The organism is Saccharothrix sp. CCNWYY140 (assembly GCF_037401995.1).
Classification (GTDB): domain Bacteria; phylum Actinomycetota; class Actinomycetes; order Mycobacteriales; family Pseudonocardiaceae; genus Actinosynnema.
Window position 1 is genome coordinate 21,555 of record NZ_JBBEGC010000079.1, and the last position, 11,690, is coordinate 33,244.

Below are 11,690 nucleotides of genomic sequence, written 5' to 3' on the forward strand. Positions count from 1 at the left end.
TTGATTACACGATTACAGTGCAATCGACGCTACGCCGGTAACAGGTGAAGACAAGTGTGGTTCGCTACCGGTGAAGCGTCAGCGGTGCAGTTCAGCGGTGCGGCTTCAGCGGTGCAGGGCCGCCGTGAGGTCGTCGATGGTGGTGACCGGGCGGTCGCAGACGTACCCGCGGCATACGTAGGCCGCCGGACCGCCGTCGACCAGCGGTCGGTCGGCCAGCAGCGGCGCGGAGTCCGGGTCGCCCGCGACCACGACCCCGCCGCCGTGCACCTCGCGCCACGCTGTGGACACCAGCCCGGCGTCCCCGCCGACCACGGCGACCTGCACCGGACCGTGCTCCAACGCCTCGGCCACGGACAGCCAGTGCCCCGCGAACCGGGGCTCCCGCGCCGCCAGCAGACCGGCCCGTGCCACCGCCGCCTCGGCCGCCGCGCGGTACTCCGCCGACCGGGGAGCGCCCAGTACCGACGCCGTGACCAGCGCGGACGCCAGGGACGACGCCCCGGACGGGCTCGCGTTGTCCGACGGGTCGGACGGCCGCTGCACCAGGGCCTCGGCGTCGTCGGCGGTGTCGTAGTAGACGCCGGGTTCCGCGCCCGCGAACCGTGCCAACGCCGTGTCCAGCAGCTCACACGCGGCGGTCAGCCACCGCTCGTCCCCGGTCGCCTGGTGCAGCGCGAGCAGGCCGTCGGCGAAACACCCGTAGTCCTCCAGGACGCCCGACGCCGTGCCCGCGACACCGGCCCGGGACGTCCGCAGCAGCCGCCCGTCCACCACGTGCAGGTCCAGCAGCAACGACGCCGCCCGCACCGCCGCCTCCACCCAGCGCGGCTCGCCGAACACCGAGCCCGCCTCGGCCAGCGCGGTGATCGCGAGCCCGTTCCACGCGGTCACGACCTTGTCGTCCAGACCCGGCTGCGGCCTCTGCTCGCGCACCGCCAGCAGCTTCTCCGCCAGCTCCGGCACGGGGTCCCCGAGCATCCGCAGCGTCGACATACCGTGCTCGAACGTCCCCTCCTCGGTCACCCCGTACAGCACGGCGGCCCGCGCACCCTCGACCGGTCCGAGGGCGTCGGCGAGCTGGGCGGGCGTCCACACGTAGGTCAGGCCCTCGACGCCGTCGGTGTCGGCGTCCAGCGACGCGGCGAACCCGCCTTCGGGCGTGGACAGCGTCCGCAGCAGGAACTCGGCGGTCTCCCGCACCACGCGCGCGTACCGGGGCGACGGGTCGCGCCGGCTCAGGTGGGTGTAGACGCGCAGCAGCAAAGCGTTGTCGTACAACATCTTCTCGAAGTGCGGCACCACCCACGCCGCGTCCACGCTGTACCGCGCGAACCCGCCCGCCAGCTGGTCGTACAGCCCACCCGACGCCATCGCGTCGCACGTCGCCCGCGCCATCGACAGCGCCTCCACCGACCCGGTCCGCTCGTGGTGGCGCAGCAGGAACTCCAGCACCATCGACGGCGGGAACTTCGGCGCGCCGCCGAAACCGCCGTGCGCCCGGTCGAAGTGCCCGAGCAGCGACACCACCGCGCCGGACAGCACCTCGGCGTCCACAGTGGACTGCGGCAGCGGCTTGAACGCCAGCTGCGACACGATGCTCGCCGCCGACTCCCGCACCTCCGCGCCCTGCTCGCGCCAGGCGTGGTCGATCGCCTCCAGCACCTGCCGGAACGACGGCATCCCGCGCCCCTGCACCGGCGGGTAGTACGTGCCCGCGTAGAACGGTTCCCCGTCCGGCGTCAGGAACACCGTCATCGGCCACCCGCCGTGCCCGCTCAGCGCCTGCGTCACCGCCATGTAGACCGCGTCCACGTCCGGGCGCTCCTCGCGATCGACCTTGACGTTGACGAAGTGCGCGTTCATATACTCGGCGGTGACCTGGTCCTCGAACGACTCGTGCGCCATGACGTGGCACCAGTGGCAGGCCGCGTACCCGACCGACAGCAGCACCGGCACGTCCCGCTCCCGGGCCTCGGCGAACGCCTCCGGCGACCACTCGTGCCAGTCCACCGGGTTCTCGGCGTGCTGGAGCAGGTACGGGCTGGTCGAGGACGCGAGCCGGTTCGTCATGGGTCCACAGTAATTCCCGGGCGGCGCGGGGACCGGTTCGACCAGACTGGGCGGCGTGGAGATCACCGAGCGCCTGCCGAACGACCTGCGGCACCTGACCGGTCCGTTCGACGTGGTGGGGGACGTCCACGGGTGCCGGGTCGAGCTGGTCCACCTGCTGCGCGAGCTGGGCTACGAGGTGTTCGACGACGGCGCCCGCCACCCCGACGGCCGCACGGCGGTGTTCGTCGGCGACCTGGTGGACCGGGGTCCGGACACGCCGGGGGTGCTGCGCCTGGTGATGGGCATGGTCCGGGCGGGGACGGCGCTCTGCGTGCGCGGGAACCACGACGACAAGCTGGCGCGGGCGCTGAAGGGCCGGGACGTGACGGTCGTGCACGGCCTGGAGAAGTCGCTGGCCCAGCTGGCGCGCGAGACAGCCGGGTTCCGGGCGGAGGTGCTGGAGTTCCTGGACTCGCTGGTGCCGCACTACGTCCTCGACGGCGGCGCACTGGTCGTCGCCCACGCCGGTCTGCCCGAGCGGTACCACGGGGTCGAGTCGTCGCGGGCGCGGGCGCTGGCGGTGTGGGGCGAGAGCACGGGCCAGGTCGACGCGCGCGGTTTTCCGGTGCGGCACCCGTGGTTCGAGGAGTACAGCGGTGCCGCGACCGTCCTGTATGGACATACTCCGGTCGAGGAACCGGCGTGGGTCAACGGGACCTTGTGCCTGGACACGGGTTGCGCGTTCGGCGGGTCGTTGACGGCGATGCGCTGGCCCGAACGGGAACTGGTCTCCGTCCCGGCCCGCCGGGTGTGGTACCCGCGTTAGGCTGCGGCTCGTGCGCGCGAGCTTTCGCGAACGCCCACCGTGGCTGGCGCGGGTGGGCGAGGTCGGCGCGGGCGTGCTCATCGCCCCCGACCTGGTGCTGACGTGCGACCACGTGGTGCCGACCGACACCGTTCACGTCTCTTTGGTGCACCACGGCTGGTCAGGTGCGGCGACCGTCGTGTTCCGCGCGCCCGTCGCCGAGGACCAGAGCGGGGACGTGGCCGTGCTGCGACTGTCGTCGCCGGTCCCGGACGCCGTCGTCGCGCCACTGCGCGCCCCGGCCGCGCTCGCCGACCACCCCTATGTCGTGCAGGGCTTCGCGGGCGGTCGGCACGCCGAGGCGCGGGGCCGGTTGGGCGGCAGGATCACCGCCGGTTGGGTGCAGATGAACGGCGACGCGGGGCACGTAGTCGACCGTGGTTTCTCCGGTGCGCCCGTGTGGGACGAGGTCGCCGAGGCGGTGGTCGGCATCGTCGTCATGGCGCAGAAGTCGGTGCGCGGCGGCGGGTTGATCCCGATCGAGGAGGTCGTCCGCCTGTGGCCGGAGGCGGCGGCGCACGTGGGCTGGCGGGTGGATCCCGACGACACCCACTGGCTGCCGCGGGCGCGGGGCGTCGAGCCGCACGACCCCACCGACGAATGGCACTTCGTGGGCCGTCACCGCGCTCTGCACGACCTCGCGACCTACCTCGCCGGACCGGGTGACGGCCGGGTGCGGGCGGTGATCGGCAGTCCGGGCAGCGGCAAGAGCGCGGTCGTGGCCCGAACCGTCGTCCTGGCCGACCGCCTGGTCCGGCCGCGGGTGCCTCCCGACAGCCTCTCCCCGGACGTCGCTTTACCGCCGCTCGGCAGCGTCACCGTCGCCGTGCACGCCCGCGGCAAGACGTTGTCGCAGGTGGTGCAGGCCATCGCGGACGGGGCGGAGGTCGAGGCGGCCGACCCGGTGGAGTTGGTCCAGCGCTGCGGCCCGATCAGCGTCGTGGTCGACGCCCTCGACGAGGCCACCGGCGACGCTCCGATCGCCATCGCCACCATGCTCCACCGCCTAGCCACCAACCCGACCCGTCACGTAGTCGTAGGCACCCGCGTGGGCGCACGCAACTCCCCTTCAAACCTCCTGCTCACCCGCCTGGGCAACGCGGTAGTGCTGGACCTGGACTCCCCCACCTACTTGGACCCCGCCGACCTGCTCCACTACGCCCAACGCAGGGTCGGCGTCGGCCCCTTGGCAGACCAGATCGCCCACCAGTCCAACGGCAACTTCCTGATCGCCCAACTCACCGCCCTCACGGCGATGAGCGGCGGCACCAGCCTGGCGACGACGGTCGGCGCGGCCGTGGACGACTACCTCTCCATCCGCTTCGACAACCCGACCAAGATCCGCGAACTCCTGCTCCCCCTGGCCTTCGCCGAGGGCAGCGGCCTCCCGGAAGGCGACCTGTGGCTGTCCCTGGCCAACGCCCTCAGCGCCACCACCTACACCGCCCGCGACCTGCGTGAAGCCCTGACGTCGGCGGCCAGCTACCTGGTAGAGCAATCCGGCCGCCACTACCGCCTCTTCCACCAGGCCTTGGACGACACCTTCCGCACCGAGTACCAAGGTCCCGCCCCGGACCAGGTCGTCTACGAAACCCTGCGCACCACGGTCACCACCTGGCCCACAGCCGACCACTACACCCGCACCAACCTCCCCGCCCACGCCGCCACGGCCGGCCGCCTGGACGAACTGGTCGAGGACCTGGACTTCATGCTCGCGGTCTCGCCGGAATGCATAGTCCACCACCTGCCCAACGTCACCACCGACCGCGCCCGCACAATCCGCCACGTCTACCGCCGAACCGTCCACCGCTTCGACGCCGACCCGGGTCGCCGGGTAGCCAACTTCGCATTGGTGGCACGACAATCCGGCTTCGACACCCTCGCCGACGAGGTCGCCGCCTCCGTGCCGTGGCGGGTGGAGGTCCTGGCGTGGAACCCGGACGACGAGCAGCAGATCGTCCTGGACCCGCCGCCGATGGCCGGTGTCGGCCTGTGGTTCGACCCCGAGGGCAGCCCGTCCGCGTTGGTCGCCACCTCCGGCCGGATGGCGCTGTACCGGTTCGAGGACTACCGGCTGACCCTCGCGGAGTCACAGGAGACCCGCAGGTTGGTGTCGACTCGTGCGATCTTCCACGAGGCGACACCGGACGGGCGCGAATTCGCCTTGACCGCGAACGAGGACGGCACCGTGCACCGCTGGTCGCTCACCCACGGCCTGGCGGAGACCGGTGCGGACCGGGTGGTGGGACCGTGGGACCTCCCGATCCGGTCCGGCGACAGCACCTGCGCGGCGGACGGCCGACTGCTCGCCGTCCTGGTCTGCGGATCCGTGCTCCACCTCCTCGACTGGACCGACGACACCCCCGAGGTGGTGTGCCGGTCGGAGGACGTGCCCGGTCGGCAGGCCGCGGCGATCACGGTCCTCGGGGGCGAGGTGCTGATCGCGCACGCCCGCGGGGAGGAGGTCGTCCTGCTGGCCTTGCGCGACGGGCACCTGGTCCAGGTGGGCACCCCGCTGCCGGGGTTCGCGGGCGCGCTCCGGTTCACCACGCTCGCGGACGGGACGTGCCTGCTCCTCGTCGGAGGCGAGGACGGGTTGCGCCGCGCCGAGGTCACCGCGCACGGCCTTGCCACGACCGACGTCCTGGACCGGCCGCCGGGGCGCTCGATCACGACGGCCACGCTGCCCAGCGGACGGACGGTTGTCGCGGTGAGCTCCCTCCACGACGACATCGTGGTGCTCGACGCGACGGAAGGCCTGGTCCCCCTGGGTGCGCCTCGCCGTGGTCCTCGTGTGTGGGAACTGGCTGTCGGTCTCGGCCCGTGGGGCACGCCGCTGGTGCTGACGTTCGACTTCAGCCGGGTCCGCCTGTGGGAGTTGGACCACGTGTCCGCCGCGGTCCGCGAACCGTGGCCGGCCGACAGGCGCCCGGTGGACGTCGTCGCGGTCGAGGGTTCCGGTGTGCTCGCGGTGACCACCGGCCGGGGCGTGTGCCGGGTGTGGTCGGTGTTCGACCGGGTCGCGGAGCTGGGCTCGCACCGGAACGGCGGCTCCCGGGTCGAGGCGGCGTTCGACCCCGACGGCTCCCTGGTCGCGTCCGTGGACGAGAACGGCGGGCTCGACGTGTGCGAGGTGAGCCCGCACGGTCTCGCGCCCCGGTGGCGAACCACCGTTCCGGACCTGGACTTCCCCGTGCAGACGTTGGCGGTGAACCGGGACGGCACCGACATCGTGGTCGTCGTGCACGACGATGCGGGAACGGGTCACTGGCTGCGGCACGACGGCACCGCGTGGCGGGACGAGACCGTGGGCGACCTGCCGTGGGAGGTGTCGCCACTGCCCTACCGGCTCGGCGGCGAGGCGAGGTTCCTGGTCGAGGCGGTGGGGTCGGTCATCGGTCGACCCGGCCGGCCCCCGGTGGAGCTCGGGCTCGACTTCACCGCTCACGTGGCTGTGGCGCGCCACGGCGGAGGCGTCCCGGTGGTGGTGTTCAGCGAGGTCTACAGCTTTCGGCTGGCGTCGCTCGCCGACGACACCGCCCGGCGCTGGGGCACGCCCGTGCCCCACGACGGGTGGACCAGGGTCGCGCTCGGGTTGCCCCGACCCGACCTGGCACTGGTCGCGTACGCGACCGGCCGGGGAACGCTGCACGTCTGGGCGTGCCCGGAGAGCGGGGCGGCACGACGGCTCGCGTCGATCGAGCTGGAGTCGCTGGTGGACCGCATGGCGTGGACCGACGACCGGCGGCTCGTCGTGTTCTGCGAGGCCGGGGTGCTGCGGTTCTCCGGGTTCTAGTCGTCCTTCTTCGGGGTGTCCTCGGGTGGGTCGAAGGAGGCCGGGAGTTTGCGCAGGTGCTTGTTCATCGAGCGGACCAGGAAGAACACCGCGATGAAGAACAGCACCAGGATCAGCAGGCCCAGCGGAGAGGACTTGCCGAAGTCCTCCTGCTGACCGCCGGGGTCCTTGGTGGTCGAGGGCTGTACCAACACCATCGCCGTCGTCTGGTCCCAGGGGACCGGGTTCACGCCGTCACCTTTTCCCTCACGCCCGCGAACAGGTCGTCCTCGGGCAACGTGCTGTCGACCAGCGAGCGCGCCAGTTCGTACTCCTCGGTGGGCCACACCTCGCGCTGCATCTCCAGCGGCACGGCGAACCAGCGGCTGTCCGGGTCGATCTGGGTCGCGTGCGCCTTGAGGGCCTCGTCGCGGACCGGGAAGTAGTCGGCGCACTCGACGCGGGTAGTGACGCGTTCGATCACGTCGGGCTTGTCGGCGTCCCAGCCGGCCAGCCACTCCGCGTACGGGGACTCCTCGCCCCGCTCGATCATGGCCTCGTGGAAGGCCAGCAGCTTGGCGCGGGAGAAGCCGTGCGAGTAGTACAGCTTCAGCGGCTGCCACGGCTCGCCGGCCTCGGGGTACATGTCCGGGTCGCCGGCCGCGTCCCAGGCCGCCACCGACACCTCGTGGCAGCGGATGTGGTCGGGGTGCGGGTAGCCGCCGTTCTCGTCGTAGGTGACGATCACGTGCGGGCGGAACTCGCGGATCGCCGCGACCAGCGGCGGGACGGACTCCTCCAGCGGGGTCAGGGCGAAGCAGCCCTCCGGCAGCGGCGGCAGCGGGTCGCCCTCGGGCAGGCCCGAGTCGACGAAGCCCAGCCAGCGGTGCTGGATGCCGAGGATCTCGGCGGCGCGCGCCATCTCCGCGCGGCGCACCTCGCCCATGTTCTCCAGGACGTCCGCCCGGTCGGCCAGCTTGGGGTTGAGGATGCTGCCGGCTTCGCCGCCGGTGCAGGTCACGACCATGACCTCGTGACCCTCGGCGACGTAGCGCGCCATCGTCGCGGCACCCTTGCTCGACTCGTCGTCGGGGTGCGCGTGCACCGCCATCAGGCGCAGCTTCTCAACCATGACGGTGGTGTTCCTCCCTTATGGCCCTGCTGGACGGGGGCTGATCGGCCCCTGCGACACTCAACGCGGTCGTCAAGGGCCATTGTTCCCCACGGGCAGGAAGGCGTTGGCAAGTGGCACTGCCGGAAGGCCGGTACGGCAAACCCCGCCGCACCCTGCCGACGTGGGCGCGGTGGTCACTGCCCGTAGTCGCCGTGCTGGTCGGTGCCGTCGTGGCGTGGGTCGGGTACCGCAACCTCGGCACCAAGCCGGTGGAGGCCAAGCAGACCGCGTTCCGGGTGCTGGACGCGGGTTCGGTGGAGATCGACTTCGAGGTCGTGCGGGAGACACCGGAGAAGGCCGTGGTGTGCATCGTGCGCGCCCGCTCCGAGGACGGCGACGAGGCCGGCCGGCGCGAGGTGCTGGTGCCGCCGGGGGCCACCCGGGTCTACCCCAAAGCGGTGCTCCGGACGTCGAAAGAGGCGACGACCGGAGAGGTGTTCGGCTGCTCCTACCAGGTTCCGCCCTACCTGTCCACGAGGTAGCGGCCAAGCGGGTGATCTGCGGGTTTAGCGGCCCGATCCGGAACAAAACACCGTAGCTGAACGTTGTAGACGTGTTACTCTGGCCTTTCAGCACGGCCCCGACGCGGGCCGTGTTTTTCCGTTCCGGGCGCGTGCGTCCGGGAACTGCCAGCCCACGCCGTGGGCCGGAGCAAGACAAGGAGTTGGTGACCGTGAGCGACACTGAGGTGACCTGGCTGACCCAGGAGGCCTACGACCGGCTCAAGGCTGAGCTGGACGAGATGATCGAGAATCGCCCGGTCATTGCTGCGGAGATCAACGCCCGCCGCGAGGAGGGCGACCTCCGCGAGAACGGCGGCTACCACGCGGCCCGCGAGGAGCAGGGCAAGCAGGAGGCTCGCATCCGGCAGCTCCAGGAGCTGCTGCGCGTCGCGAAGGTCGGCGAGGCGCCCACCGTCTCCGGTGTGGCAGCCCCCGGCATGGTGCTCACCGTCCGTTACGAGGGCGACGACGAGACCGAGGACTTCCTGCTGGCCACCCGGGAGGAAGGCGCCCACGGGTCGCTCGAGGTGTACTCCCCGTCGTCCCCGCTGGGCAAGGCGCTCAACGGGGCCAAGGAGGGGGAGACCCGGGAGTACGAACTGCCCAACGGCAGCACCATGAAGGTGACGTTGATCAAGGCGGTGCCCTACGCGGGCTAGCCCCCACGACATCGAGAGGGGCGGCCACCGGACCCGGGTGGCCGCCCCTCTTGCTGTGCCACCACTTCACAGCACCTGCTCCAGCAACGGTCGCACGCGCGGCGGCACGGGTGTGGACAGGGCGATCGACGTCGACAGCCGCTGCACGCCCGGCACGTCCACCATCTCGTCGATCACCCGCTGCAAGTCGGCGTTCGACCGCGCCACCATCCGCACGAAGAGATCACCCTGTCCGGTGGTCGCGTGCACCTCGCACACCTCGTTGATCGCGGCCAGCCCGTCTGAGACCTCCTGGCGCTGCCCCTGGGCGATCTCCAGCACCGCGAACGCCGTGAGCCCGTAGCCCATCGCCGCCAGGTCCAGCGCCGGCGGGAACCCCGTCAACACACCTCGCGCCACCAGGCGGTCCAAGCGCGCCTGCACGGTGCCGCGAGCCACCCCCAGCCGTCGGGAGCACTCCAGGACACCCAGGCGGGGCTCGTCGGTGAGCAGCAGCAACAGGCGGGCGTCCAAGGCGTCCAAGACCTGGTCAGAGTGTTCAGCTTGCCCGTCGGAAACCATAGATCACTGTACAACCTGCACAGCAAAAAACGACACTGTTGCTCACCCTGCCCACCGCGCACATGCTGTGAGCCATGACGCAGCAGCTTGACGACGTGAGCTACGACCAGCTCCGCCAACTCGTGGGCCTGGTCGACTACGACGGGACGCGCGATCCGTTCCCCGTGCGCTCGATGGACGCCGTGGTCTTCGTGGTCGGCAACGCGACCCAGACCGCGTGGTTCTACCAGGTCGCCTTCGGGATGCAGCTCGTCGCGTACGCCGGGCCCGAGACGGGGCAGCGGGACCACAAGTCCTTCGTGCTCAAGTCCGGTTCGGCGCGGTTCGTGATCAACGGCGGGGTGCAGCCGGACAGCGCTCTGCTGGACCACCACCGCAAGCACGGTGACGGCGTCGTGGACCTCGCGCTGGAGGTCGAGGACGTCGACCGGTGCATCGACCACGCCCGCAAGCAAGGCGCCACGGTCCTCGTCGAGCCCCACGACGTCGAGGACGAGCACGGCGTGGTGCGCACCGCCGCCATCGCGGCGTACGGCGAGACCCGCCACACCCTCATCGACCGGTCCCGCTACACCGGTCCGTACCTGCCGGGCTACGTGGCCAGGGAGAGCACCGTCGTCCGACCCGAGGGCGCGCCGAAGCGGCTGTTCCAGGCGGTCGACCACTGCGTGGGCAACGTCGAGCTCGGCAAGATGGACTACTGGGTCGAGTGGTACAACCGCGTCATGGGCTTCGTGAACATGGCGGAGTTCATCGGCGACGACATCGCCACCGACTACTCGGCGCTCATGAGCAAGGTGGTGTCCAACGGCAACCACCGCGTGAAGTTCCCGCTGAACGAGCCGGCGATCGCGAAGAAGAAGTCGCAGATCGACGAGTACCTGGAGTTCTACTCGGGCGCGGGCGTGCAGCACATCGCACTCGCGACCAACGACATCGTCGCCACGCTGACCGCCATGCGCGCGGCCGGCGTCGAGTTCCTGGAGACCCCGGACTCGTACTACGACGACCCGGAACTGCGGGCCCGCATCGGCGAGGTGCGCGTGCCGATCGAGGTGCTCAAGCAGCACCGCATCCTGGTCGACCGGGATGAGGACGGCTACCTGCTCCAGATCTTCACGAAGCCGATCGGCGACCGTCCGACCGTCTTCTACGAGCTCATCGAGCGCCACGGCTCGCTGGGCTTCGGCAAGGGCAACTTCAAGGCCCTGTTCGAGGCCATCGAGCGCGAGCAGGAGCGTCGGGGCAACCTCTGACGACAGCGCGTGAGGGGCCGGTCCGCCACCAGCGGGCCGGCCCTTTCCTGTGGGAACCCTGAGAGCCGCCCAAGGTGCCCCGCGAGACCGGTACCCTCGGTGCGGGGGTTTGCGCGGATTTCACCTGGGGAGGTGGCATGGCACTCGCGGGACGCGTCACCGCGGTGCTGCCGCTCGTCGGCGCGGTGGCCACGGCCGCGGCACTGACCGGCGCGGCGTTCTTCACCGTGGCACACGCGGGCTGCGCCGAAACGGGCCGTTTCGTCGAGCACGAGGGCGTCGTCAAGTTCGAGGGCGGCTGCATGGACGGCCACGACCTGCCCACCGTGCCGAAGGTCGAGAACGCCCGGTACGACGTCAGCCCCTGACTCCGGCACGCTGCTGCCGAAGAGGGCGGTGCAGAGGTGCCGCCTTGGTGTGACGGATCACAGGGATTTCGGCGATAGTGGACCCATGTGTCGGAACATCCGGGTGCTGCACAACTTCGAACCACCCGCCACCGAGGACGAGATCCACGCCGCCGCGGTCCAGTACGTCCGCAAGGTGAGCGGCTCGACCCACCCGTCGGCAGCGAACCAGGAAGCCTTCGACCTGGCGGTGGAGGCGGTGGCCGAGGCGACGAGGGTCCTCCTGGAATCCCTGGTCACCAAGGCCCCACCCCGAGACCGCGAGGTAGAGGCCGCAAAGGCGAAGGAACGCGCCGCCGCCCGCTACGGCACCTGATCCAAGGAAGATCGCCGCGCCCACCCGACCGCACGCGCGCCGGGCTTTTCACGAAGCTGCCGCACGGCACACCTCTGCCTGGGCTTCTTGCTTGTGTCATCCCCGTATGGCCTGCCCGA

At 71.0% G+C, this 11,690-nt stretch carries 10 protein-coding genes and 1 pseudogene; 7 read left to right on the forward strand and 4 right to left on the reverse strand.

What is annotated here, in order from left to right:
* Nucleotides 1–105: 105 nt before the first annotated feature.
* Nucleotides 106–2,073, reverse strand: coding sequence for a thioredoxin domain-containing protein (locus WBN91_RS27645; RefSeq protein ID WP_337725339.1), 1,968 nt, complete (start codon nucleotides 2,071–2,073; stop codon nucleotides 106–108).
* 49 nt (nucleotides 2,074–2,122) lie between these two features.
* Between WBN91_RS27645 and WBN91_RS27650 the strand changes: the two are divergent.
* Nucleotides 2,123–2,872, forward strand: a pseudogene (locus WBN91_RS27650) (metallophosphoesterase); the annotation flags it as partial.
* A gap of 19 nt (nucleotides 2,873–2,891) precedes the next feature.
* Nucleotides 2,892–6,716: a trypsin-like peptidase domain-containing protein gene (locus WBN91_RS27655; RefSeq protein ID WP_337725337.1), complete on the forward strand. Its 3,825-nt coding sequence runs from the start codon at nucleotides 2,892–2,894 to the stop codon at nucleotides 6,714–6,716.
* Here the strand turns inward: WBN91_RS27655 and WBN91_RS27660 are convergent.
* Both WBN91_RS27660 and mca read right to left on the reverse strand, forming a co-directional pair.
* The gene (locus WBN91_RS27660) at nucleotides 6,713–6,913 is read right to left on the reverse strand and encodes a hypothetical protein (RefSeq protein ID WP_121231430.1); all 201 of its coding nucleotides are present in this window, start codon (nucleotides 6,911–6,913) and stop codon (nucleotides 6,713–6,715) included. The genes WBN91_RS27655 and WBN91_RS27660 overlap by 4 nt on opposite strands.
* Nucleotides 6,914–6,942: 29 nt before the next feature.
* A complete protein-coding gene (gene mca, locus WBN91_RS27665; RefSeq protein ID WP_337725336.1) occupies nucleotides 6,943–7,827 on the reverse strand; it encodes a mycothiol conjugate amidase Mca in 885 nt (294 codons plus the stop codon).
* 113 nt (nucleotides 7,828–7,940) lie between these two features.
* On the opposite strand from mca, the gene WBN91_RS27670 reads away from it, so the two are divergent.
* Together WBN91_RS27670 and greA are read left to right on the forward strand one after the other, a co-directional pair.
* Nucleotides 7,941–8,351, forward strand: a complete 411-nt coding sequence (locus tag WBN91_RS27670) for a DUF4307 domain-containing protein (RefSeq protein ID WP_337725335.1) — start codon at nucleotides 7,941–7,943, stop codon at nucleotides 8,349–8,351.
* 185 nt (nucleotides 8,352–8,536) lie between these two features.
* Entirely contained in the window at nucleotides 8,537–9,031 is a 495-nt protein-coding gene (greA, locus tag WBN91_RS27675) for a transcription elongation factor GreA (RefSeq protein ID WP_337725333.1), read from the forward strand.
* A 66-nt stretch (nucleotides 9,032–9,097) separates the two neighbouring features.
* On the opposite strand, the gene WBN91_RS27680 is transcribed toward greA, so the two are convergent.
* On the reverse strand, nucleotides 9,098–9,592 hold the full coding sequence (locus WBN91_RS27680; RefSeq protein ID WP_337725332.1) for an Lrp/AsnC family transcriptional regulator: 495 nt from the start codon (nucleotides 9,590–9,592) through the stop codon (nucleotides 9,098–9,100).
* 74 nt (nucleotides 9,593–9,666) lie between these two features.
* Between WBN91_RS27680 and hppD the strand changes: the two genes are divergently transcribed.
* The 3 genes from hppD to WBN91_RS27695 all read left to right on the forward strand — a co-directional run bounded on the left by hppD (nucleotide 9,667) and on the right by WBN91_RS27695 (nucleotide 11,571).
* Nucleotides 9,667–10,848, forward strand: coding sequence for a 4-hydroxyphenylpyruvate dioxygenase (gene hppD, locus WBN91_RS27685; RefSeq protein ID WP_337725331.1), 1,182 nt, complete (start codon nucleotides 9,667–9,669; stop codon nucleotides 10,846–10,848).
* Nucleotides 10,849–10,985: 137 nt separating this feature from the next.
* Nucleotides 10,986–11,216 carry a hypothetical protein gene (locus WBN91_RS27690; RefSeq protein WP_337725330.1) on the forward strand — a complete coding sequence of 77 codons (231 nt, stop codon included), beginning with the start codon at nucleotides 10,986–10,988 and terminating at the stop codon, nucleotides 11,214–11,216.
* 85 nt (nucleotides 11,217–11,301) lie between these two features.
* Nucleotides 11,302–11,571, forward strand: a complete 270-nt coding sequence (locus tag WBN91_RS27695) for a DUF2277 domain-containing protein (RefSeq protein ID WP_337725329.1) — start codon at nucleotides 11,302–11,304, stop codon at nucleotides 11,569–11,571.
* Nucleotides 11,572–11,690: the final 119 nt, after the last annotated feature.